Here is a 23,802-nt window from a genome sequence, read left to right as displayed (position 1 = left end):
ACATTGTTCAGGACACATCATCCAAAAAAACAGCGTACCGAAAGCGATAGCTAAGCGGTTCGGTGCAGCGTATGACCGGCATTCCCTACCCGGAACCAGCGGTAGCCATACGCATCCAGGATAATTCGGTGAATGCCCTTCCCGTCGGCCTCGCTCTGATAGTTGGCCATCAGATCGATCAGTTTAGTGATTTTCTGCTTTTTCAGGTCCAGGACCACCTCATGCGCTTTCTCGTCGAAATTATGCAGGATAACCAGGGCGTCGCCCCGCCAGTTATAATGCATCACCAGCACCTGCGGAAAATCAGTCTTCAGGATATGCCAGTCGCCCCAGCCGATTTCCGGGCACTCTTTGCGCAGGCGGATCAGGGCCGTCATCCAGTTGAGCATCGAGTTGGGGTCGCGTCGCTGGGCATCCACATTGACATGGTGGTAAGCGTAGGGTCCTTCGGCAATAACCGGATGGACCAGTTTGTCATGTTGCGAGAAGCCGGCCTGCGGGTCACCCGACCAGTGCATGGGCGTCCGAACGGCATCGCGCTCCTTCAGTTCCAGGTTATCGCCCATACCAATTTCGTCGCCGTAGCGGATAACAGGGGTGCCGGGCAGCGAAAACATCAGACTATAGGCGAGTTCGGAGTGCTGCCGGCTACCCAGCATGGGGGCCAGCCGCCGGCGGATACCCCGGTCATAGAGTTGCATATTTTTTTCGGGGCCGAACCGGGCAAAAACTTTCTGCCGCTGCTCGTCGGTCAGGCGGCCCAGGTCCAGTTCGTCGTGGTTACGCAGAAACTGTGCCCACTGGGAGGAGGGGAAAATGTCCCGGGTGGCTTCCAGGGCCATCACCAGCGGTTCGGTATCGGCGGTAGCGAGTGCATAGAACAGGTGCTGGTTGACGTAGAAGTTGAACATCAGGTGGATGCCGTCACCTTCATTCCCAAAATACGGCTGCGTTTCTTCCGGCAGCACGTTGGCTTCGCCCAGCAGCACGGCATCACCCTGGCGCCATTGCAGAAAACGGCGCATTTCCCGCAGGTACTCAAATTTCATGGCCGGTTCCGCTTTACCAGGCACGGGCTGTTCCAGAATAAACGGCACGGCATCAACGCGGAACCCGGCTACGCCTAACTCCAGCCAGAAGCCCATGATTTTCCGAATCTCTGATCGTACCTCCGGGTTGTCGGTATTCAGATCGGGCTGGTACTCAAAAAAACGATGGAAGTAATACGCTTTCGCCTTCTTGTCGTACGTCCAGGTAGCATCCTGCACGCCAGGAAACACCATGCCCTTGTTCCAGTCGGCGGGTTTTTTGTCAGACCAGACGTACCAGTCATGGTGCCGGGCGTCTTTGCCCGTACGGGCGTCCTGAAACCAGGGGTGCAGGTCGGACGTATGGTTCACCACCAGATCGATGATTACTTTGATACCTCGCTTATTGGCCTGGTGCATAAACTCCACGAAGTCACCGCTGGAACCATGCCGGGGGTCTACGCCGTAGTAATCCTGAATGTCATACCCGTTGTCTTTGTTGGGTGTGGGCTGAAACGGAGCCAGCCAGACGGTATCGACGCCGAGGGCGTGGAGGTAATCGAGCCGGCGGCAGAGGCCTTCGAAGTCACCGACGCCATCGCCGTTGACGTCCATAAAAGTTTCGAGATCGAGGCTGTAGATGACGGCGTTCTTGTACCAGAGGTCTTCTATCATGGGGGGAGTCGCATAGGTTCAGGGGTTTAACTGCCGCGTCGCTCACCTTGTTGGTAACGGATCCTGTTTTCGATTGTCCGGAAATGCACGTCAGGTGTCCGCAAGTGGACAGAAACCTTGCTTGTAAACAGCCTGAGAAGGCTTTCCGGTATCGTATGAAGCGTTTCTGAAAGTTGGCAAAAAATTTGGTGGGTTACCCGGCAGAGAGCTCGTCTGTCGAGTCTGTCCACCATTCCGTTTGCCATGATAAAGAACTTCTTAACCGTCGCGCTGCGCAACCTGTATAAGCAGAAACTCTTCGCCGGCTTCAATATTCTGGGCATTGCCATGGGTATTGCCTGTTGCATTGTGGTATATCTGCTGATCCACCACCAGTATAATCAGGATACCTTTCACACCAATGCGCCTTCCCTATTTATTGTCAATCATGTCCGTACCACCAATGGCCAGCCGGAATTATGGGAGCCTTCGCCTGAGCCAATTGGTCCGGCCCTGCAGCGGGACCTGGCCGAGGTAAAGCGATTTGTGCGGTACCACGGCACCGGCGCGGTGGTTCGGTACGGCAGCCATACCTTCCGCGAGCACGTTCACCTGGCCGATCCGGATTTCTTCCGGATGTTTACGTTTCCGATCCAGACCGGCAGTTCAGACCCCATCAGCGAGCCCTCCGGCATTGTGCTGTCCGAAGCGATGGCCCGGAAGTATTTCGGCGATGAAGAGGCTGTCGGCAAGCAGTTGACCGTGCTTTTCAACGGGGATCTTCGTCGTACATTTACGGTCACGGCCGTAGCCGCGCCGTTTCCGAATACGGCCAGTTTCAGCTTTGATCTGCTGGTCAACTACCAGGTGGGTAAAGATCTGGGCTGGCAGGGGAACGACTGGACCCGGCAGGTGCAAGCCACATTTATTCAGTTAGATACGCCCGCTTCGGCCGGCAAGGTCACCAAAGCACTGGCCAGCTACGTAAAGCTGCACAATACCATAAACCAGCAGGTACCCATCACTTCCTTTTACCTGGACAATCTGCAAGACATTTCAGTCAACGCGCATAAAACGCGGCATTCGTTTGCGGGCGGAACATCGCCAACGGGTATAGTGGTGCTGGGCATTCTGGCCGGACTGGTGCTGTTTATGGCCTGTTTCAACTTCATGAACTACACCATTGCTACCTCCACCACCCGGTTCAAGGAGATTGGGGTGCGCAAAGTGCTGGGCAGCACCCGGCAGCAGCTCATCCGGCAGTTTATCGGCGAAAATCTGATCACCGGTTTTATCGCGCTGTTACTGGCCCTGCTCCTGACAACTACCGTATTCCTGCCTACCTTCAGCCGGATCATCGACTTTTACCAACTCCGGTTCGATATGCTGGAAAACTGGCAGCTGATCGCCTTTCTGGCCGCGCTGATGGCTGGTATCAGTCTGCTGTCGGGCCTGTATCCGTCGCTGTACATCAGCGGCTTCAACCCAATCAGCGTGCTGAAGGGAAAACAGCGGATCAGTGGTACGAACGGGTTTGTCAGAACGCTGCTGGTGGTGCAGTTCGGGCTGTCAATGTTTACGGTATCGGCCGCCATCCTGACCACCCAGAACGCGCAGTTTTTACGCCGGATGGATGTGGGCTACGATCAATCGCAACTGATGGTCTTACGCGCCAACAGCGAGCAAAGTTATAACCACCTCCGGCAGGCGGCCCTGCGCCGGTCCGAAGTTACAAAGGTGGCCGGATCGCAGGATCAGCTCGGCGCTACGGGCGACAACGTAGCTACCCTGGAATACGAATCCACTAAAACCACCGCCGAAACCATGCGCGTCAGCAGCGACTACATTGCCACGCTGGGACTCCGACTGGTGGAGGGCCGCAACTTCCTGCCCGAATCGCCCGTGGATCAGGACAACGCCATTATTGTCAACAACGCCCTGGTAAAAGCCATGGGCTGGACATCGGCCGTGGGCAAACAGGTCCGCCTGCAGGATAAGCCCTACCAGATCGTGGGCGTAACGCAGGATTTCAACTACCGCTTTTTCTTCCTGAAGATTGCCCCCTGTATCCTGAAACTGAACGCTCCGCAGGAGAATCGGGTGCTGACCATGAAGGTCAATAAGGCTGATGTCAGCGGGTTATCGGACTATATGAAGGCAGAATGGCAGAAGGTAATGCCCGACGTACCGTTCTCCATGACGCAGCAGGAAGACGTGTATTCGGGCAGCTACGACGAGTCGCGCCGGATCAAGGATGTGTTCACGTACGTGGCCATGCTGACGCTGATGATTTCGGCCATGGGGCTGTTTGCGCTGGTGTCGCTTACCATTGCCAAAAAGACGAAAGAGATCGGTATCCGGAAAGTGCTGGGGGCCTCGTCATTCAGTATTGCCAACCTGCTGAACCGGGAGTTTATCATCCTGATCACCGTAGCGGGGGTTATTGCGCTACCGCTGGCGTTTGTCGCCATGCAGAGCCTGCTCGACAGCGTGTATGCGTACCATACGCCCGTTACCGCCGGGGCCTTTATCGCCACCCTGCTGGTCATGCTGCTGCTGGCGCTGGTCACCATCGGCAGTCAGGTATACAAAATCGCCACGGCTAATCCGGTGAAATCCCTGCAGGCGGAGTAATGACAATCGATGAAATTTATAAATAGGTAACAAAGTTCATGTAAAGCCCGTTAACTTTCAGGCACGAATAGACCCTGAAGAATGGATTTTACAACCATATTTTTGTTATTGCTGACTGGCGGAGCAGGTGGCGCCACCATAGCGTTCCTGCTCAAACGCCGGGCCGGCGTAACCCAGGTCCGGAGCGACGTTACCCTGCTTCTGGAACGGATCGAAAAAGTGTTTAAGGTCGTGATGGCCGAAGGATACTTTTCGGAGATATTTAACTACCAGGACCAGAAGAAAATCTTTTACCTGCTCGACGACCCCAAGAAAGCCATCATCATCGCGAAAGCCAAGGTGCTGGTCGGTTTCGACTTCAGCAAAGTACGGTTTCGGCAACCTCAACCCGGCGAAAAGAAACTGATCATCGAGTATTTTCCGGAGCCGGAGGTGTTATCCATCGATACCGATTATAAATTCTACGACATCTTCCCCGGCCTGCTCAATCACTTCTCCAGCGAAGACTACACCAAAATTCTGGACGAAGCCAAACAGGCCATGCACGAACGGGCCCTCCAGAGCGACCTGCCCCGCATTGCCAACAACCAGATTCAGTACATGATCTATCAGCTTTCCGACTCGATGGGCTGGCAGCTGGAGTTACCCGAAAAGGAGCAGAAAAAACTCGAAGCACTCACTCGCTACGACGACCTGAAAGCCGACCCGAAATACCTTCCTGAGCTCGGTTCCGGCCACGAAAATCCCGACAAACAGAATAATAGCTGAGATTGCCCTTTCGTTTACATCCTACGTATACATCCCTCACCATTGCCTTTAATGAAAAAGCTTTATCCACTCCTGATCATCTTTCTTTCCGTTTTATCCGCACTCGCCCAGGAGCCCAATCCTACCGGTGCTGATCTTTGTCAGGAGGGCCGGCTGCAGTACGTCGGCCGGTTATTTGCTAACCCCAGGGCGCGGGTACAATACCCCGGCGACGGAGCCATTGACGTTACCTATTACGGACTTGATCTGACTATCACCCACACCCCCGCTTACCTGCGCGGGTCGGCCACCATCAGCCTCAAAAGCACGTCTGACAACCTGACCAGCTTTTACCTGGACCTCCAATCGGCCAACGGCAGCCTCCGCGTCGACTCCGTCAAGGCGGGAGGCCAGCGGCTTACCTTTCTGCACCAGAGCAACCGGTTAACGATCACCCCGCCCGCTGCGCTGCGCAATGGCCAGGCCCTGACGCTCACCGTTTACTACCAGGGGGTACCCGGCAGCAGCGGCTTTGGCAGCTTCGCCTTTTCGACCCACGGCCCCAGCAACGATCCGGTAATCTGGAGTCTGAGCGAACCCTACGGTGCCAGCGACTGGTTTCCCTGCAAAGACACACCCGCCGACAAAGCCGACTCTTCATCGGTATCCATTACCGCTCCGGCCCAGTTTGTGTCGGTCTCCAATGGTACCCTGATCAGCCTGATTCCCAATCCGGATGGTACCCGTACCTATCGCTGGCACAATCGCTACCCCATTGCGCAGTACCTGATCTCGGTGGCCATGTCGAATTACACCCGCTACGACACTCCGTTTCAATACGCGCCGGGCCAAATTATGCCGGTGACTCATTACCTGTACCCGGAATCCATGGCAGCCAACCAGGCTAACCTCGACCAAACTTCTGGTATGCTGCGGGTCTTTTCGCAACTCTTCGGCCCTTACCCGTTTTTGCAGCACAAGTACGGCCACGCACAGTTCGGCTGGGGTGGAGGTATGGAGCACCAAACCATCAGCTCTATGGGTGCCTTCAATACGAACCTCATCGCCCACGAACTCGCGCACCAGTGGTTCGGTGATAAAATCACCTGCCGCGACTGGCATAATATCTGGCTCAATGAAGGCTTTGCTTCCTACGCAGAAGCCCTTTATCAGGAAGCTATTGGTGGCCGGGTCGCTTATAACAATTACATTGCGAATTTCATGACCAACGCCCGCCGGGCCCTTGGTACGCTGTATGTGAAGGACATCAGCACGGTTAACAGCATCTTCAACAGCAACCGGACCTATTCCAAAGGCGCTGTGGTGTTGCATATGTTGCGCGGGGTAGTGGGCGACAGCACGTTTGTACGCATTTTACGGACCTACAGTGCCAGCCCCCGGGTAGCGTACAGCACTGCCGTTACGGACGATTTTCAGGCTATTGCCGAGCAGGTATATGGGCAGAAACTGGATTACTTCTTTAAAGAATGGATTTACGGCGAAAGCCACCCCAGCTACAAAGTCACTTATGAATACAAGGGAGTCTCAGAAAACCGTCATACGGTACAGGTAAGGCTGGAACAGGCCGTGAACACCAATCCGACTTCGTTTACCATGCCGGTCCAGCTCCGGGTGCAGTCGGCCGCCGGCGATACCACGGTAACCGTTTTCAATGACCAGGCCAGCCAGGTATTCACCGTACCCGCCAAAGGCCAGCCAACCGGTGTGGTGCTGGACCCGAACAACTGGATTCTGAAGAGCATCCCTGTCGAGTACAACGCCATTATCACCGGGCTGCCCCAACCTGAGCCAACCGTTCTGACCGTGTTCCCCAACCCAACCGCCGAAACGCTGACGGTAGCGTTCTCCACGCTGACGCCGGGTACCTGCATACTATCACTGGTCAGTCCGCTGGGTCAGGTGATCAGCACGCAGACGGATAGTCAGCTGTCACCCGGCCGGCACACCCGAACGGTTCCGGTGCGTGGCTTCTCCCCAGGCCGGTATGTGCTTACCATTCAATCGGCTGATGGCCCCCAGTCGGCGGCCGTATTGGTTCAGTAGGTTAGCCGGTAAATTCCCTTTTTGCAGAAACAACTATCATGATGCGAGCTATTTTTTGCCTGGCTTTTCTTTTGTGGGTGGGTAGTGCGTCGGGGCAGGACAAGCTGGGTATTGCCGGGCACAACCACCTGGCGCTGCACGTCAAAGACATTCAGGCCAGTGCCCGCTTTTACCGGGACATTATCGGGCTGAAACCCATTGCCGTTCCCGACGACCTGAAAGCCATCCGGGCCTGGTTCGACATCGGCAATGGACAGCAGGTGCATCTGCTGGCGGGCCGTACCGAAGCCATCGTTCACGACCGCAACGGCAGTCATTTTGCCTTGTTTGTGAACGACATCAGCCAATCGGAGCAGTTTCTGAAGAAGAACAATATTACCTTCCACAAGCAGGTCCGCTTCGACGGCGTGACGCAGATCTATTTTCCCGACCCCGACGGCTACTTGCTGGAGTTGAACGAGGTAAAAAAGTAAGTTCTCCACAGGCGTTTGAGGAGCCGCACCGGCTGTAACCGTTGCGTATGCCCCTCTTCTATATGCGTGCGGTGGCTACACAACGTGTCCATTGTTACTGCACAGATACTTTTATTAATGTTTTTATAAGGACCTTTTAATCCATATATGAAGTAGTTAACAGCGGTAAGTGGTATCTTTACCCCGATTAACGTCCTATTGCCAATAAAGCCTGTGAACAACCTGCCTAAGACGCTCATCTTCATTGCGGATGATGATGAAGATGACAGGTACTTACTGAAGTTGTCGTTGCAGAAGAGTTTTCCGAAGTGCCTTGTCCGTTTTTTTGAGAACGGGCAGGAGCTGCTGGAGGCCCTGCATGAAGAGCCGGCAAGCACCTTACCGCAGCTTATTCTGCTGGACCTGAACATGCCGGTTATGGATGGCTTTGCCACGCTGGCAGGCATCAAGGGGCATGATTCGCTGAAAGTTATTCCGACGGTTATGCTGACGACGTCTGACAATCCGTGTGATGTAAAAAAATGCTATAGCATTGGCTGCAACGCCTACATGACCAAGCCCAGTAATTTCGATCAGTTATCAGGTATGCTTTCGTTGTTGCAGCGGTACTGGATGCAGATTGCCCGGCTCCCGAACAGGAGCCTTAGTTAAAAATGCTTTTTCTCACCTTCACTATACAAAAAAGCGGGGCCGGTATTACCGGCCCCGCTTTTTTGTATGCAAATCAGTCTACACTTCCTCCATAACGGCTAACTGTTCCCGGATCCGGGTAAGCGTTTCCTCGGCCGACCGGAAGAACTCATCGATTTTTGCCTCCAGTGCGCCATCAATTTCGTGCGCATCTTCCGGAGAAGCTGTCGCTTTATAGCTCATGATCATATCAGCCGTTTTCCGCATCTGCTCCGGCGTATCCATGACGGTAATCGCCCGCAGCACTTCTTCTTTTGTTGACATAACAGTACGCTGTTTGTTCCACATCCAAATCACACATTCAGAAGGTATAACCGATTTTAGCGGGAGGAGGTTGAAAAAAAGAGCTGATTATGAACCGCCGACACTCGTTAACCTGGCCCTTCTATTGCTAAACCGGAAGGAAAACAGGGAAACGAACAATTATATCTGAGTATGGTTATATAAAGAAACACGATAACCTGTTTAGGTGAGAGCTATGAAACGAAAAGGGTTAAGGCTGGTCTATAATCTTTGTTTAGCGGTGCTGGTTCTGCTCTTTATCGCCGTGGCCTTTGCCAGCTTAAAAGACAGAGACTACGGCGTTGGCGTAATCGCCTGCCTGCTGTTCCTGGTCGGCTACTGGCTAATCGATAAATACGGTGGCCGTATGATGCGTTCTTCCTGGTTTCACCGGCAGCGGAAACGGCCTCAAACCGATAAATGACGCTATATAAGCCCCCTCCTTTTATTCTCTTTTCCCCTCACAGGCTTTGTTTTAACGCGCTTTCCACGTAGAGACTTTTGCTATTGAATTAGCCATTCAAAGGGGAAGTGCGCGTAGGTAATCACCGTGTAATCGTCCCGTTCGTACAGAACGCCGATCTGACCGTCCTGCTGCACCACCAGATCTGAATACGCTGCCGAACCGCCGTACACTGTCCGGCCTGCCGACCAATTCCGCCCATCATCCGTACTTATCCGTACCGTTAAGTTCTCACGTTTAGTCTGGTGGGCAGCATTCGAAAATAACAATACGTGCCGGCCGTCGGCCGTCTGGTAAGTAAGGATACTGCCCTGATTAACCGGATCGGGCAAAGCAGTCATCACCTGTACGGCATTCCAGCTCACACCGGCATCCGGCGAAACAGCCTGCAACCGGTTCTTGACATCGCCCGACTGGTTACGAATGTTCATCAGCACCTTCCCGTCCGACGTTTCGGCGGCCGTACTTTCATTGCCACCGGGGTAATCGACCGAGGGGGAGAGCTTCCAGGTTTTTCCGTGGTCGTCGCTGTAGAAGCCGTGGGCCCGGTAGTCACGAAACTGCGGCTGCGGTGGCCCAGCCGAATGGTTGGCGGCCACGAACAGCCGGCCGGCATAACGACCACGCCGGAGCTGCAGCGCATGACCGGGGGTGTTGGCGTACGAGCGCCAGTCTTCCGTAAAGGTATAAGCCGGGTTTGCGTCCGGCTTGTTGGGCCGGTTCACCTGGGTAGTGATATCAACGGCTTCCGACCAGCTTTTCCCGCCGTCGGTGCTGGTTTTGTACCAGACCTCCCGAATCGCTTTCCCCTGGCGCACGTTCGACTCCGAGGTAATGCCGGTATTATACACCAGAAACAGCCGGCCATTAGGGTAGCGCGGATCGGTCAGGTCGAAGACCGGAGCCGGATTGCCGGCCTGATTGGCCCCGTAATCGACCGCCAGAATCGGGTCGCCCCAGGTTTTGCCACCGTCGCGGCTGATCCGCAACACAATGTCGATATCTCCGAAATCATCGCAGTCTTTCCGGCGGCCTTCAGCAAAGGCCAGCAGCGCACCATCGGGCGCTCTTACAATGGCCGGAATGCGGTAGCAGTTGTAGCCGCCTTCGCCATTGCGAAATACAGCCGTTTCTTCCAGAGCCGGGGCGGCTCCGGGCGTACGAGCGGGTACAGGTTGTGCGTTGGTCTGGCAACCGGCCAGCAGTAACGCGAGTAAAAGAGAAGAGAACATAAACGTGTAGTAATTCATAGCCGGGGCTATGGGTTAAAAAATGCGTTGAAAGTGATTCTCAAAATGATTCCGCATGGCACTGCGGAACGATTCGGGGGTACCATGTTGCAGGGTGTCGACCAGCCCCCGGTGCGACACAAACTTCTTCGGCTGGATTTGCTTTTTCAGGATGCCGCTTTTGTGGACATACTCAAAAACGGGCAACAGCATCCGCTGAAACCGCTTGAGGGTCTGATTGCCAGTAATCTCGTATAGTTTACCATGAAAACGGATTTCCTGCTGAGTATCAAACAGCATGGCTTCTGTATTAACCGGCTCATTGGCCACAATGGCGTACAGTTCGTCGATGTCCCGCTGGGTGATGCGCTCAAACAACAGATCGCCCATACCGATTTCCAGTACCATCCGCAGCTCGAAGATGTCGCGCAGGGTAGCATCGTCGAGGATGCCGGGGTACAGCGACTTCTCCATCAGCGACAGCAGATCCGGGTTGGTAATCACGGTTCCCCGTTTCTTGCGCGTCTCCACCATCCCCCGCATCCGCAGCCGCAGCAGGGCCTCGCGAATGACGGTGCGGCTTACCCCTAACTGCGTAGCCAGTTCCACTTCTTTGGGAATGACGTCACCGGCCTTATACTGTTGCTGATGGAAGAAATGGAGCATATCGGTCTCCGTTTTGTCAACCAATGTTGCCTGTTCCTGTAGTTGAAGCTCCCCGTTCAGGTCCGTAAAATCCATATTATGTATTATTTAATATCACACAAATTTACGCTCATTCCTTATAATAGCAAATAATTACTGGTAAAATTAAATTTTATAGCCAATATTTGATTTATAAGTAATACATAATACCTTTGTCAGGTCATACATAATCAAAACTTACCTGATCTCATGCAACACTTTGCCACTAACCCCCTAAACGGCTGGCGATATGTCATACTTATCGTGAGCTGGTTGCTGATTCAGCCGGTGCAAGCCCAATCGGTAACGCTGACCGGCACCGTGCTGGATGCCGGCACAAACACCCCGCTACCGGGCGTCAACGTCATCGTTAAAGGTACCTCCCGGGGAACCGTCACCACGGCTGAAGGGACCTTTGCCCTCCCGGCTCAACGGGGCGAACGGCTTATTTTTTCCCTGATCGGCATGACATCGCAGGAGATTTCCGTAACGGATCAGACTACGCTGACCATCCGGCTCGACGAAAGCGCCAAAAGCCTGGACGAAGTGGTGGTCGTCGGCTACGGACAGCAGAGCCGGCGTACCCTGACCGGTTCCGTAGCCACGGTGGACCCGGCCGTATTCAAATCGGTACCCCGCACCAACGTAGCCACGGCCCTGCAGGGTGCTGTACCGGGCCTGCGGATTCAGCAAACGACCGGCCAGCCCGGTGCGACTCCGGCCATTTCGTTCCGGGGTGGTACGGACTTCAACGGAGCCGGGGCACCCCTGGTGGTGATCGATGGGGTGATTGTGCCCTCGCTGTTTGGGATCAGCATGGAAGATGTAGAAAGCATTGACCTGCTGAAAGATGCAGCCTCGACCGCCATTTACGGCGCACGGGCGTCTAACGGGGTTATTCTGGTGACCACCAAACGGGGCAAGAAGGGTCGTACGCAGGTAACGTATAATATAAAGCAGGCCAACAACTACGTCCGTCGCAATCCGCTTCCCTACATGAATGCGGAAGAGTATATCCGCTGGAACCGGCGCGGTCTCGCGGCCCGCTACGAAGCGGCCCGTGCCGACAACAACACGGCCGAAATGAACAACGCCCGCAACCAGCTCTCGGGGGCCTGGGGCTTTGGTACCAACAGCGGCTGGACCGCCCCCGACGGCCGGTATTCCACCCAACTGCTGACGAACAGCAATCGCAGTCTCCTGAATGATTCTCAATACAGCCTGCTGGTCGACCCCAATCCGTTCAACCCGTCGCAGATGGACAGCCTGCTGTACCGCTCCATGTCGCAGCGGCAGCTCGAAGACCTGATTCTCCAGCAAAGCAACCTATCGGAGCATTACCTGAACTTTACCGGGGGTAATGACCAGGGCAATTTCGCTTTGGGCCTGGGTAACCTCAGCGATCAGGGTATTCTGATCGGATCGGCCTTCAGGCGCATGAACCTGAACTTCAACGGCGGCTTGAACGTGGGCAAGAACCTGACGGTGAATGTCAACCTGGCCGGCTACAATACCAAAACCACGCCCTCGTACCTGACCGCCGACGGCGGGGGTGGTGTAGGCGGGGGTGTCATTCAGCGGTTTACCGGCATTGCCCCGACCGTCCGGCTGACGCACGACCTGACCGGTGCCCAGCTTCCCGGCGTCGACGGCAGCACCCTGGGTAATCCGGCTTATTTCCGGGATAAATTCATCAACCAGACGCTCGAACAGCGCTACAGCGGGGGTCTTAACCTCGAATACCGCATCTTGCCCGGCCTGAAAGCGCTGGCGTCGGGCTCCGGTTTTTACCGGTATACCACCGCCGAAAACTTTACAAAAGCCTATATCAACGGCACCGGAGGGGCCTTGATCAGCACCCGCAACGCGTCATTCGCCAACCAGCGGGTATCGCAGTACCAGTACAACGGCTTTTTACAGTACGACAAAACCATCGACAAACATACCTTCTCCGCCCTGGGTGGTAGCGAGTTCTTCGAGTTCCGGCAGTACGATTACGGGGCCACGGCTAACCTGGCCGCCACTGATTTCATTCCGTGGCTGTCGGCCTCAACGGCCGCGGTGGGTATTCCGAGTTCGTCGTTTTCCGGCTGGAACCGGCTGGCCTCCGCCATCGGACGGGTCAATTATACGTATGATAATCGCTTTCTGCTGACGGTCAACGCCCGATACGACGGCACCTCCCGGCTGACGGTCAACCGCTACGGCTTTTTCCCCGGTGTCTCGGCAGGCTGGAACCTGCACTTTGAAGACTTCTTCGCCAAATCGGGCGTGAGCCGGACCGTCTCCACGCTGAAGCCGCGCATTAGCTGGGGCGAAAACGGCAGCATTAACCCGCTCGGCGACTACGCCACCATTCCGCAATACGGCAGCGTGGGTATCTACAATGGCGCACCGGGCTTTGCCGCCGGGGGCCTTACCAATACCAACCTGAAATGGGAACGGGCCAGTACGCTTAATTTCGGCCTTGACCTCGGCCTTTGGAACAACCGGGTCACCGTACTGGCCGACTATTTCATCCGGAATGTATACGACAAGATCAGCTCCCTCACCATTCCGGCCTGGACGGGCTACAGCACCTACACGACCAACCTGGGCCAATTACAGAACCGGGGTATTGAGCTGGAACTGCGGGCCAATATCCTGCGACCATCGGCGGCCAACGGCTTATCCTGGAGCGTGGGCGCCAACCTGTTCCACGTTAAAAACTTCGCCAAAAAGCTGCCCAACAATGGGCTGGAACGCAACCGCCAGAACGCTATTCAGGTGTTCGACCCGGCGCAGAACAAGCTGGTCTGGGTAGCCGGCCTTCAGGAAGGCAAGCGCATTGGTCTGGACGAGATCTGGGCACCGGTCTACGACGGTATCTACACCTCACAGACCGAGATCGACGCCAACAGCAAGCTGTGGAATACCTACCTGCCCTACACCAACAAACGCATCAAGCTGCTGGGCGACGCCCGCTGGCGCGACGTAGACCGCAACGATAGCCTTGACTTCCGCGATTTCGTGTATGTCGGCCGCACCACCCCGACCGTGCAGGGCGGCTTCTCGTCGACCCTCTCCTGGAAAGGATTTACCCTGTTCGGTCAATTTGATTACTCGCTGGGCTTCGTAATCGCCAACCAGATGTACCTCCGGGGTATGTCGCAGGTGCAGGGCTCGCAAAACGGACCGGTTGATGTAACGCGCACCTGGTCGCCCGACAACCCGACGGGTACGCTGCCGCGCTACTACTGGGCCAACTACGCCCGGAACTACTTCCTGGATGCCGGAGGCAACACCACGGCTCCGGCCAACTTCTGGCAGAAGGGCGATTACCTGGCCATGCGCGAGCTCACCCTCAGCTACGATATGCCGGCCCGGCTTCTGGAGCGCGGTACGCGGGGCTATATTCGCAACGTGCGCCTGTTCCTGTCGGGCTCCAACCTGGTGTACTTCACCCGGTACAACGGTACCTTCCCCGAAGTGGGCGGTAATGATGTCGGCCGGTTCCCGCTGCCGCGCGTCGCCACCCTGGGTGCTACCATCAATCTGTAACTCGAATCCGGCTAAACAGAACGAACTGTATGAAACTCTATAAATTCCTCCTTGCCGGCGGCCTGACCCTGAGCTCAGGCTTGTATTCCTGCCAGGATCAACTGGCGGACGTAACGCCCCAAACGTCCCTCAACCAGCAACTCGCGCTGTCGGACCCGAATGCCGCGCTAACGCTGTACACAGGGGTTTATGCCTCGTTGCGCAATTACCACGGCACCCTTTTCAACTTGGGCGAAATGCGCTCCGACCTCTGGGCCGACGGCCTGTTTACCGAGTCGGAAGATACCGGCCTGAAGCAGTACTGGTCGCATAACATCAGCGCCACCAACGTGCCGGCCGCCAACTGGGGTGGCTTTTACACCCTCATCGATCGGATCAATACCGTTATCCAGCTGTTCCCCAAAGCACCCCTGGACGACGCCCGGCGCAAATCAGCGCTGGCCGAAATGCACGGCCTGCGGGCCTATATCTACTACACCCTGCTGCGCACCTGGGGTGATGTACCGATCACCACCGAACCGGTGGCTGCCGTGGGCAACCTGACCGACCTGTACCGCGAACGCAGCAGCGCCGACGAGGTAATGAAGCTGATCAAAAGCGACATCGAGCAATCGCTGTCCCTCTTCGGCGGAACAAACACCTTTACCCCGAAACGAGTACACTGGAGCCGGGCCGCTACGCTGACGCTGAAAGGGGATGTATTCCTCTGGTCGGGCACGCACATGGGCGGGGGTGCTGCCGATTTCACCACGGCCAAAACCGCCCTGGACGAAGTCAAAGCGATACCGGCGCTGGGTCTGCAGGCCAATTTTGCCGACATCTTCGACGCAACGAAGGAAACCAACAACCGGGAAATCATTTTTGCCCTGAGCTTCGAGAAAAACGAAGCCACGCAGTCGACCTACGGCAACTTCCTGGTCAACACCACCCAGGCCGGTACGCTGGTGTTCGAACCCATTCCGGGGCCGGGTGTGCCCGTTAGCACGACCTATCCACTGGTAGCCGGTGCCAGCCGGATTGGTCTGTCGCCGGCCATGCTTACGCGGCTCAACGACCCCACCGACCGGCGGGCACGGGTGAGCTTCCGGACGATGCACCGTACCACGGCAGGTAATCCGGTAGCCGGTGTGCTGCTGACGAAATTCATCGGCCGCGTGGATGCCGGTGTGCAATTGTACGATACCGATTTTCCCGTGTACCGCTACGCCGATGTGCTCTTGCTGCTGGCCGAAGCCAAGACCAAACTAGGTAGCGATCCATCCGAAGAAATCAACGCCATTCGCCAGCGGGCCTACGGTACCACCTACCCCCCCTATACCAGCGGGAGCCAGCAGGCCAATATGGAAGCCATTCTGGAGGAATACCTGCGGGAGTTTATCGGCGAAGGCCGTCGCTGGTGGGCGCTGCGCCGGGCCGGTGATGCGTATGTATTCCGCAACGTCAGCACAACGTATTTGCCGGCCAGTCAGCCATTTAAATTGCTTTTGCCGATTTCGGTCGGTATGTTGAACACCGATCCCAAACTCAAACAAACAGCTGGGTATTAATCAACCTGACATAGCCGCCGGCCCGGCAGCAACACCGGGCCGGCCACAACCTCATCTACGATGAATCCAATCCCAAAAACAGAAGGCCTGATTGCGGCTCCGTTTACGCCGATGACGCCGGACGGGCAGCTTAACGTAGCCGCCATCGACACCTACGCGCAGTTTCTGGTCCATAATGGTGTAAAAGGCGCTTTCATAGCCGGGTCGACAGGCGAAGGCGTGTCCCTGACATTTCACGAAAAGATAGACCTCCTGCGGGCCTGGGGTCAGGTCGACCAGCCGGACCTGCAAAAAATAGTGATGGTGGGCGGCACCTCTCTGGCCGAATGCATCCAGTTGACCCAGGAAGCCGCTACGGGCGGCTTCGATGCCGTAGCCGTGCTGGCCCCGTTCTATTTCAAACCCGCTTCGGCAAAGGTGCTGGCCGATTTCTGCGTGCAGATCGGCGAAGCGGCCCCCGAGGTAGGGTTGTACTTTTACCATATACCCGCCCTGACCGGCGTACACCTGTCGATGCTCGATTTCCTGAAGCATATGGACGGCCGGCTGCCCAGCTTCCGGGGCATCAAATTCACCCACAACGACCTGATGGAATACCGGCAGTGCGTGCAGTTCAACCAGCAGCAGTACGATATTCTCTGGGGCTGGGACGAAGTGTTCCTGGCGGCTATGGCCATGGGTGCGCGGGGTGCGGTGGGCAGCACGTTCAACTACGCAGCTCCGCTCTACCAGAAGCTGATGCAGGCTTTCGACGCCGGTGATCTCGACGAAGCCCGGCGGATGCAGGATAAATCCATCGAGATCGTGATTCTGCTAGGCAAATACGGCGGCATTGCTACCGGCAAGGCCTATATGCGGGCCGTTGGGCTTGACTGCGGGGCGTTCCGGCTGCCGGTTCAGAACATGAGTGGTGAGCAGTACGCCTTGTTCCAGCAGGATCTGCAGCGGATCAGCTTTTACGACTATGCGTCGCAGCTACCGATCGGTACGCCTGCGTAACCAACCAAGCCAACGCCTACACGTATGCGCCGATACGCCTTCCAATTCGGGCTGTTGCTCTGGCTGACTATACCCACTATGGCTCAGCCCCCGGTAACGGTTACCGAACTCCCCCAACTCCCCCCGGTCAGCGGCAAAGCTAATCCAGGGGTAGCGGGGGCGTTTGCCGGGGTTAGCAACGGCGTATTGCTGCTGGCAGGGGGCGCTAATTTTCCGGTCGGATACCCATGGCAGGGTGGTCAGAAAGTATGGCACAAGACCATATATGCGCTAGCTCTTACTGATCCGGACGCATCCTGGCAGCTTATCGGAACCCTGGGGCAACCACGCGGCTACGGCGCTTCGGTAGTATGGCGGCAGACGCTCATCGGCATCGGCGGCAACGATACCAAGCGACCATTTGCCGATGTATTTACCCTCACGTACGATCCGGCAACGGCGAAACTGGTAACCGGTACGCTACCGGCGCTGCCGCTGGCTCTCGCCAACCTGGCGGCAGCCGTTTCAGGCGATCAGTTGTACGTGTTCGGTGGGGAATCAGAGCGGGGCACAGAGAAAAGCCTCTATGCCCTCAACTTGCTGAACCCGGCCGGGGGCTGGCAAAAACGGGCGGACTTTCCCGGTCCGGCGAGGGCCTATACCGCCTTAGCCGCCACGGCCGGTCCGCAGGGGGCCATGCTCTGTGTAGCGGGTGGACGGCAGACTATTGGCGGGCAAACCACGGTCTATTCGGGTCTCTATGCTTACTCGATTGCCCAAAATCAATGGCACCGGCTCCCGGATCTGCCCAAAGCCCTGTCGGCGCACGGAGCCGTTGCCGCCGGGCCGCATACCGTGCTCATAGTAGGCGGAGACAGCGGAGAACGCCTGCGGCAGATCGAAGCGCGGACCAACCGCCTGACTACGCTACCGGCCGGACGGAAGCGGGACAGCCTGACTATGGCCCGAAACGACCTCCAGATCAACCACCCGGGATTTGAGCGGACCATCTGGGCGTACGATACCCGGCAGCGTACCTGGTCGACGGTAACAACGCTCCCCTTCGCTACACCGGTAACTACCCCGCTGGTACGGTGGAAAAACGCTATCATCCTGCCCAGTGGCGAAGTATCTCCGGGTATTCGTACACCAGCCTGCCGGATACTTACCCTTCAGCACCTTCCTTAATCACCTGATCAAAATGAACACAGCCGTACAAGAACATACCGGGCCGGCCGTCGGGAAACGCTACCCCTGGGTAGTGGTAGGGTTACTGTGGGTAGTCGCCCTGCTCAACTACCTGGACCGGCAGATGCTATCCACCATGAAACCCGCCATGCAGGGCGATATTACCGAACTGCAATCGGCCACGAATTTTGGCTACCTGATGGCCATCTTTCTCTGGATCTACGGGTTGATGAGTCCGGTTTCCGGCCTGATAGCCGACCGGCTGAGCCGCAAGTGGCTCATTGTGGGCAGTCTGTTCGTCTGGTCGGGTGTTACATTCCTGATGGGCTACGCCACCACCTTTCAGCAGCTTTGCTGGCTGCGGGCCATCATGGGCGTGAGTGAGGCTCTCTACATCCCGGCGGGCTTGTCGCTCATCGCCGATTACCACCCCTCCCGCACCCGTTCGCTGGCGGTGGGTATCCACATGACCGGACTGTACATGGGGCAGGCGCTCGGCGGCTTCGGCGCTACCCTGGCCGACTCCTACTCCTGGCATACCACCTTCCGGACGTTTGGGTTGGTCGGCATTGTGTACGCCGGAGTGCTGATGCTGACCCTGCGCGAGATTCGTACCCAAACCCCGGCCAACGGGCTATCCGGCGAGGCCGCCCGGAAAATGCCCACCTGGAAAGCCCTCCGCCTGCTGCTCACCAATGCCTCCTTCTGGGTGTTGCTGGTTTATTTCGCCATTCCCAGTCTGCCGGGCTGGGCCACTAAAAACTGGCTGCCGACCCTGTTTGCCTCCAGCCTGAACATCGATATGGCGCAGGCCGGTCCGTTATCCACCATCACCATCGCGTTTTCTTCCTTTCTGGGGGTTATCGTGGGCGGGCTGCTATCCGACCGCTGGGCGCAGACCAACCTGCGCGGCCGCATCTATACCAGCGCCATCGGCCTGGGGCTGACCATTCCCTCCCTGCTGTTGCTCGGTTTTGGCCAGTCACTGGGTCATGTGGTCGGGGCAGCTTTCTGTTTCGGCTTTGGGTTCGGCATGTTCGACGCCAACAACATGCCCATTCTGTGCCAGTTGGTACCAGCACACAGCCGGGCCACTGCCTACGGCCTGATGAACATGACGGGCGTATTTGCCGGGGCCTTTATCACCAACTGGCTGGGCAAGTCAACCGATGCCGGCAGTCTGGGCCGCGACTTTGCCCTCCTCTCCGGTGTCGTACTGGTGGCATTGCTGATCCAGTTATATGCGCTTCGGCCAAAGGCGGTGGATCTGGCTGATTGAGAACTGGTATCAACGTCGACACAAAACGCAGCGACGCAGCACTTTTTCGTCTCTGCGGCAGCCAGATCATTTGAAATAATATCTTGCGCCCACATAAAAAAAGCCACCTACATTTTACTGTAAGTGGCTTTTTTTATGTGGGCCAGCCTGGGCTCGAACCAGGGACCACCTGATTATGAGTCAGGTGCTCTAACCAACTGAGCTACAAGCCCGTCTCCCGCTCTAACGAAGCGAAAGTATGCAAATATACAGCCAGTGGGCAAAATTTGCAAGAGACTCTTACGGCACGGCCCAAACATATCAGCCTGTTTTTGGTATATTTGTTTGGTAAACAACAACGCTCCCCCTTGCCGCACCCCAACAAAAAAAAGATCCTGAATGACCCGGTGTACGGGTTTATCACCATTCCGACCGAGCTGCTGTTCGACCTGGTCGAGCATCCTTATTTTCAGCGGCTCCGGCGGATCAAGCAGCTCGGCATGTCGGAGTTTGTGTACCCCGGTGCGCTGCACACTCGCTTTCACCACGCGCTGGGCGCTATGCACCTGATGGGCCACGCCATGAATACCCTCCGCAACAAAGGTCATATGCTGTCGGAGGACGAGTGCGAAGCGGCCCAGATCGCCATTCTGCTGCACGACATCGGCCACGGTCCGTTCTCGCACGTACTGGAATGCTGTATCCTGGAGGGGGTGCCCCACGAAGAAATTTCGCTGCTGCTCATGCACGAACTCAACCGGCAGTTCGGTGGCGCCCTGTCACTGGCGATCCGGATGTTTGAGGGTAGCTACGAACGGCCATTCTTCCACCAGCTTATCTCGAGCCAGCTGGATATGGACCGCATTGATTACCTGAACCGGGACTGCTTCTATACCGGCGTTGCCGAAGGAACCATCGGGGCCGACCGGATCATTAAGATGCTCGACCTGGTCGATGATCAGCTGGTGGTGGAGGCTAAGGGCATCATGAGCATCGAGAACTTTCTGAACGCCCGGCGGCTGATGTACTGGCAGGTGTACCTGCATAAGACCTCCATCTGCGCGGAGTCGATGCTGGTGCAGATCCTGCGCCGGGTACGTTTCCTGATCCGGAGTGGCGCAACGGTGCCGGCCTCGCCCGACTTTCTGCTTTTTCTGTGTCAGACAATCTCCCTGGAGGAGTTCCGTCACTCACCGGACTACCTGGAAGCATTTACCCGCATCGACGACCACGACATCTGGTACTGCATCAAGCAATGGAGCCGCCACCCCGACCGGATTTTATCCACCCTCTGCCAGATGCTGCTCAACCGGCGGCTGTTCAAGATCATGCTCTCTCCGGAGCCGTTTGCGGGGAAACTGGTGCAGGAAATTGAAAAGCAGTTGCGCCAGAAAGGATTGCAGGACGACGAACTCTCGTACTTTCTGGTGGAAGGTCAGGCGACCAATGCCGCTTACCTGCCGCTCGGCGACAAGATAAATATCAAATTAAAAAGTAATCAGGTAATTGATATTGCCGATGCCTCCGATTTGCCCAATATAAAAGCCCTCACGCACATTGTCCGGCGCTACTATGTCTGCTGGGCCAAACAGTTGCAGTGGCAGGCCGAAAACGTACTTTCCTGAAATTGTACTATCACAAGGCCAGCGCCTTTAGCACAGGTTGAACATTTTTTTGAAATAATCCTTCATCTGTATAAAGTGTCTGATTTGTTGGCTACCTTAGCGCCCAAAACTTCTGAGCGTCAAATACGCTTCGCTACGGCTATTATAATTATATGGAGTTTACGGTCAAGCAGATTGCCATGCTGCTGGGAGGAGAGGTAAACGGTGATGATTCGTTATTGATCAACCAGCTGGCAAAAATCGAAGAGGGGAAGCCCGGCTGTATATCATTTTTATCCAATCTGAAGTACGAGCCCCATCTGTACACTACCCAGGCATCAGCGGTTATTGTGGACCGTAGCTTCACGCCCAAAAAAGCAGTGTCGGCCGCGCTGATCTTTGTCGAAAACGCTTATTCTGCCTTTACCCGGTTACTGGAAGAATACCATCAGCGGATTGCCTACAAACGCTCCGGCGTTGAACAACCCTCACACCTGAGCGAAGGCTGTGACGTTGGTGAACAGGTATACCGGGGGGCTTTCTCGTACGTTGGCCGTAACTGTCGCATCGGCAATAACGTGAAAATATACCCGCAGGCCTACATTGGCGACAACGTCCGGATTGGCGACAATACCATTGTCCATTCGGGGGTAAAGATTCTTGATAATACCATTATCGGTTGTTACTGTACCATTCACCCAAACGTGGTGATTGGCAGCGAGGGGTTTGGTTTCGCTCCGCAGCCCGACGGTAGTTACAAACCCATTCCGCAGTTGGGTAATGTGATTCTGGAGGACTTCGTCAGCATTGGGGCCAACACCACGATCGACTGCGCCACCATGGGCTCCACCATTATCCGGCAGGGGGTGAAGCTGGATAACCTGATTATGATTGCCCATAATGTAGAAATCGGCAAAAACACCGTGATTGCCGCCCAGACCGGCATATCCGGATCAACCAAGATCGGCGACAATTGCGTCATTGGTGGGCAGGCCGGTTTTGCCGGCCATTTATCCATTGCCAATTACACGAAGGTGGGTGCCCAATCGGGCGTTGGTAAGTCGGTCAGGGAGGAAGGTACTTCGCTAAACGGGTCACCGGCGTTTGATCTCAACGATCATTTCCGGTCGCTGGCGGTGTTTCGTAAACTGCCCCAGCTGGAGAAGCGCATTTACCATGTGGAAAAGCATCTGAACAATCAGGAGCAACACCTGAATCATAAGTAGCGTACAGTACATAGCTTGTCGTCCGGATTCATTTCCGTACCCATCAGCACCAATACCCGGCAGGCACAGAGAAAGGAATGATCGAATGAATGTTAAGCAGCAGACTATTCAAAAAGCCGTATCCGTATCGGGAGTAGGTTTACACACAGGCGTATCGGCAACGATGACCTTCCTGCCCGCTCCCGCTAACCACGGTTATAAATTTCAGCGCGTAGACCTCCCGGGTCAGCCCATTGTGGACGCTGACGTCGAAAACGTGGTGGACCTGTCACGCGGTACCACCATCGAACAGAGCGGAGCCCGCATCCATACCGTAGAACATACGCTGGCGGCTCTGGTCGGTTTGCAGATCGACAATGCACTTATCCAGCTCGATGGCCCGGAACCTCCAATCATGGACGGCAGTTCCATCAAATTTGTCGAAGCCCTGGAAGCTGCCGGCATTGAAGAGCAGAAAGCCAACCGCAATTATTTCGAGGTCAGCGAATTTGTTCATTTCCGCAACCCTGAGAAAGACATTGAAATTGCCGCCCTGCCGCTGAATGACTACCGGCTGACGGTCATGGTCGATTACAACTCCCGGGTTATCAGCAGCCAGCACGCGTCGCTGAATGATATTACCCAGTTCACGAGCGAGATAGCCATGTGTCGCACGTTCTGCTTTCTGCACGAGCTGGAAGCATTGTATAAGCAGGACCTCATCAAAGGCGGTGACCTGACCAACGCCATCGTGATTGTAGACCGTGAGGTAAAAGATGGCGAGCTGGATTACCTGGCCGATCTGCTAAACAAGCCGAAAGTCAGTGTCAATAAAAAAGAAGGCATTCTGAACAACCTGGAGCTGCATTATCCCAACGAGATGGCCCGCCATAAGCTGCTCGACCTGATCGGCGACCTGGCCCTGATTGGCCGTCCGCTGAAGGCCCAGATTCTGGCGGCCCGGCCCGGTCACGCAGCCAATGTCGCCTTTGCCAAAAAAATCAAGAAGCAGATTCAGAAGAATGCCGCGAATCAGGTGCCTACCTACGATCCCAAGCAGGCTCCGGTGTACGACATCAACCAGGTCTCGAATCTGCTGGCCCACCGGTACCCGTTCCAGATGATCGACAAGATCATTGCCATGGACGAGACCAGCGTGGTCGGCATCAAGAATGTGACCATGAACGAACAGTTTTTCCTGGGCCACTTCCCCGGCAATCCGGTTATGCCGGGTGTATTGCAGCTGGAGGCCATGGCGCAGACGGGCGGTATCCTGGTGCTCAGCACGGTAACCGACCCCGAGAATTACTGGCCGTACCTGATCGGTATCGAAAACTGCCGCTTCCGCAAAAATGTAGTGCCCGGCGATACCATCATTTACAAATGCGAGTTTACCTCGCCCATGAAACGGGGTATCGTTAAGATGCAGGGCCGGGGCTACGTAGCCGGCCAGCTTGTCTGTGAAGCCGAGATGATTGCGAGTTTAGTAAAGAAAAAGTAAGCCGATAGCCATTAGTCGATACGGGGCCGCCCG

At 55.9% G+C, this 23,802-nt stretch carries 18 protein-coding genes and 1 tRNA gene; 14 read left to right on the top strand and 5 right to left on the bottom strand.

What is annotated here, in order from left to right:
* Positions 1–50 precede the first annotated feature (50 nt).
* Positions 51–1,703, bottom strand: coding sequence for an alpha-amylase family protein (locus ABD949_RS08570; protein WP_345242535.1), 1,653 nt, complete (start codon positions 1,701–1,703; stop codon positions 51–53).
* A gap of 243 nt (positions 1,704–1,946) precedes the next feature.
* Between ABD949_RS08570 and ABD949_RS08565 the strand changes: the two genes are divergently transcribed.
* From ABD949_RS08565 to ABD949_RS08545, 5 genes are all read left to right on the top strand, one after another.
* Positions 1,947–4,316, top strand: a complete 2,370-nt coding sequence (locus tag ABD949_RS08565; protein ID WP_345242533.1) for an ABC transporter permease — start codon at positions 1,947–1,949, stop codon at positions 4,314–4,316.
* An 81-nt stretch (positions 4,317–4,397) separates the two neighbouring features.
* A complete protein-coding gene (locus ABD949_RS08560; protein WP_345242531.1) occupies positions 4,398–5,084 on the top strand; it encodes a DUF4230 domain-containing protein in 687 nt (228 codons plus the stop codon).
* A gap of 51 nt (positions 5,085–5,135) precedes the next feature.
* The gene (locus ABD949_RS08555; protein WP_345242529.1) at positions 5,136–7,127 is read left to right on the top strand and encodes a M1 family aminopeptidase; all 1,992 of its coding nucleotides are present in this window, start codon (positions 5,136–5,138) and stop codon (positions 7,125–7,127) included.
* 38 nt (positions 7,128–7,165) lie between these two features.
* A complete protein-coding gene (locus ABD949_RS08550; RefSeq protein ID WP_345242528.1) occupies positions 7,166–7,600 on the top strand; it encodes a VOC family protein in 435 nt (144 codons plus the stop codon).
* A 213-nt stretch (positions 7,601–7,813) separates the two neighbouring features.
* Positions 7,814–8,251 carry a response regulator gene (locus tag ABD949_RS08545; RefSeq protein WP_345242526.1) on the top strand — a complete coding sequence of 146 codons (438 nt, stop codon included), beginning with the start codon at positions 7,814–7,816 and terminating at the stop codon, positions 8,249–8,251.
* Positions 8,252–8,329: 78 nt separating this feature from the next.
* Here ABD949_RS08545 and ABD949_RS08540 read toward each other — a convergent pair whose 3' ends face one another.
* Positions 8,330–8,554, bottom strand: coding sequence for a hypothetical protein (locus ABD949_RS08540; protein ID WP_345242525.1), 225 nt, complete (start codon positions 8,552–8,554; stop codon positions 8,330–8,332).
* Between the two features lie 214 nt (positions 8,555–8,768).
* On the opposite strand from ABD949_RS08540, the gene ABD949_RS08535 reads away from it, so the two are divergent.
* A complete protein-coding gene (locus ABD949_RS08535; protein ID WP_345242524.1) occupies positions 8,769–8,996 on the top strand; it encodes a hypothetical protein in 228 nt (75 codons plus the stop codon).
* A gap of 80 nt (positions 8,997–9,076) precedes the next feature.
* On the opposite strand, the gene ABD949_RS08530 is transcribed toward ABD949_RS08535, so the two are convergent.
* Complete coding sequence (locus ABD949_RS08530; protein WP_345242522.1) at positions 9,077–10,285, bottom strand: sialidase family protein; 1,209 nt, start codon at positions 10,283–10,285, stop codon at positions 9,077–9,079.
* Between the two features lie 15 nt (positions 10,286–10,300).
* Positions 10,301–11,005: a FadR/GntR family transcriptional regulator gene (locus ABD949_RS08525; RefSeq protein ID WP_345242520.1), complete on the bottom strand. Its 705-nt coding sequence runs from the start codon at positions 11,003–11,005 to the stop codon at positions 10,301–10,303.
* Positions 11,006–11,158: 153 nt separating this feature from the next.
* Here ABD949_RS08525 and ABD949_RS08520 point away from each other — a divergent pair, with 153 nt between their 5' ends.
* Genes ABD949_RS08520 through ABD949_RS08500 form a run of 5 tightly spaced genes read left to right on the top strand, consistent with a single transcriptional unit; the run spans position 11,159 to position 19,480 of the window.
* Positions 11,159–14,488: a SusC/RagA family TonB-linked outer membrane protein gene (locus ABD949_RS08520; protein ID WP_345242518.1), complete on the top strand. Its 3,330-nt coding sequence runs from the start codon at positions 11,159–11,161 to the stop codon at positions 14,486–14,488.
* 29 nt (positions 14,489–14,517) lie between these two features.
* Positions 14,518–16,035 (top strand): RagB/SusD family nutrient uptake outer membrane protein, encoded by a 1,518-nt coding sequence (locus ABD949_RS08515; protein WP_345242516.1) that lies wholly within the window; start codon positions 14,518–14,520, stop codon positions 16,033–16,035.
* Between the two features lie 60 nt (positions 16,036–16,095).
* The gene (locus ABD949_RS08510; RefSeq protein WP_345242514.1) at positions 16,096–17,034 is read left to right on the top strand and encodes a dihydrodipicolinate synthase family protein; all 939 of its coding nucleotides are present in this window, start codon (positions 16,096–16,098) and stop codon (positions 17,032–17,034) included.
* A gap of 24 nt (positions 17,035–17,058) precedes the next feature.
* Positions 17,059–18,201, top strand: a complete 1,143-nt coding sequence (locus ABD949_RS08505) for a Kelch repeat-containing protein (RefSeq protein WP_345242512.1) — start codon at positions 17,059–17,061, stop codon at positions 18,199–18,201.
* A complete protein-coding gene (locus ABD949_RS08500; RefSeq protein ID WP_345242510.1) occupies positions 18,134–19,480 on the top strand; it encodes an MFS transporter in 1,347 nt (448 codons plus the stop codon). Before ABD949_RS08505 ends, ABD949_RS08500 begins: the two co-directional genes overlap by 68 nt.
* Positions 19,481–19,618: 138 nt before the next feature.
* Here the strand turns inward: ABD949_RS08500 and ABD949_RS08495 are convergent.
* Positions 19,619–19,692 (bottom strand) — tRNA-Ile (locus ABD949_RS08495).
* Positions 19,693–19,827: 135 nt separating this feature from the next.
* Between ABD949_RS08495 and ABD949_RS08490 the strand changes: the two genes are divergently transcribed.
* The 3 genes from ABD949_RS08490 (at position 19,828) to ABD949_RS08480 (ending at position 23,769) form a co-directional block, all read left to right on the top strand.
* The gene (locus tag ABD949_RS08490; RefSeq protein ID WP_345242508.1) at positions 19,828–21,084 is read left to right on the top strand and encodes an HD domain-containing protein; all 1,257 of its coding nucleotides are present in this window, start codon (positions 19,828–19,830) and stop codon (positions 21,082–21,084) included.
* 152 nt (positions 21,085–21,236) lie between these two features.
* A complete protein-coding gene (gene lpxD / locus ABD949_RS08485) occupies positions 21,237–22,289 on the top strand; it encodes a UDP-3-O-(3-hydroxymyristoyl)glucosamine N-acyltransferase (protein WP_345242506.1) in 1,053 nt (350 codons plus the stop codon).
* Positions 22,290–22,374: 85 nt separating this feature from the next.
* Positions 22,375–23,769: a bifunctional UDP-3-O-[3-hydroxymyristoyl] N-acetylglucosamine deacetylase/3-hydroxyacyl-ACP dehydratase gene (locus ABD949_RS08480; RefSeq protein ID WP_345242504.1), complete on the top strand. Its 1,395-nt coding sequence runs from the start codon at positions 22,375–22,377 to the stop codon at positions 23,767–23,769.
* Positions 23,770–23,802 lie beyond the last annotated feature (33 nt).

This window comes from Nibrella saemangeumensis, assembly GCF_039541915.1.
In the GTDB taxonomy this organism is placed as follows: Bacteria; Bacteroidota; Bacteroidia; order Cytophagales; family Spirosomataceae; genus Nibrella; species Nibrella saemangeumensis.
The sequence above is the reverse complement of the archived record's forward strand: the minus strand, read 5'-3'. Positions and strand labels throughout refer to the sequence as shown.

What these genes read in the sequence shown, in the direction of transcription:
- ABD949_RS08570 (WP_345242535.1), bottom strand. Translation starts at nt 1,703, where the DNA reads ATGATAGAAGACCTCTGGTACAAGAACGCCGTCATCTACAGCCTCGAT.
- ABD949_RS08565 (WP_345242533.1), top strand. Translation starts at nt 1,947, where the DNA reads ATGATAAAGAACTTCTTAACCGTCGCGCTGCGCAACCTGTATAAGCAG.
- ABD949_RS08560 (WP_345242531.1), top strand. Translation starts at nt 4,398, where the DNA reads ATGGATTTTACAACCATATTTTTGTTATTGCTGACTGGCGGAGCAGGT.
- ABD949_RS08555 (WP_345242529.1), top strand. Translation starts at nt 5,136, where the DNA reads ATGAAAAAGCTTTATCCACTCCTGATCATCTTTCTTTCCGTTTTATCC.
- ABD949_RS08550 (WP_345242528.1), top strand. Translation starts at nt 7,166, where the DNA reads ATGATGCGAGCTATTTTTTGCCTGGCTTTTCTTTTGTGGGTGGGTAGT.
- ABD949_RS08540 (WP_345242525.1), bottom strand. Translation starts at nt 8,554, where the DNA reads ATGTCAACAAAAGAAGAAGTGCTGCGGGCGATTACCGTCATGGATACG.
- ABD949_RS08535 (WP_345242524.1), top strand. Translation starts at nt 8,769, where the DNA reads ATGAAACGAAAAGGGTTAAGGCTGGTCTATAATCTTTGTTTAGCGGTG.
- ABD949_RS08530 (WP_345242522.1), bottom strand. Translation starts at nt 10,285, where the DNA reads ATGAATTACTACACGTTTATGTTCTCTTCTCTTTTACTCGCGTTACTG.
- ABD949_RS08525 (WP_345242520.1), bottom strand. Translation starts at nt 11,005, where the DNA reads ATGGATTTTACGGACCTGAACGGGGAGCTTCAACTACAGGAACAGGCA.
- ABD949_RS08520 (WP_345242518.1), top strand. Translation starts at nt 11,159, where the DNA reads ATGCAACACTTTGCCACTAACCCCCTAAACGGCTGGCGATATGTCATA.
- ABD949_RS08515 (WP_345242516.1), top strand. Translation starts at nt 14,518, where the DNA reads ATGAAACTCTATAAATTCCTCCTTGCCGGCGGCCTGACCCTGAGCTCA.
- ABD949_RS08510 (WP_345242514.1), top strand. Translation starts at nt 16,096, where the DNA reads ATGAATCCAATCCCAAAAACAGAAGGCCTGATTGCGGCTCCGTTTACG.
- ABD949_RS08505 (WP_345242512.1), top strand. Translation starts at nt 17,059, where the DNA reads ATGCGCCGATACGCCTTCCAATTCGGGCTGTTGCTCTGGCTGACTATA.
- lpxD (WP_345242506.1), top strand. Translation starts at nt 21,237, where the DNA reads ATGGAGTTTACGGTCAAGCAGATTGCCATGCTGCTGGGAGGAGAGGTA.
- ABD949_RS08480 (WP_345242504.1), top strand. Translation starts at nt 22,375, where the DNA reads ATGAATGTTAAGCAGCAGACTATTCAAAAAGCCGTATCCGTATCGGGA.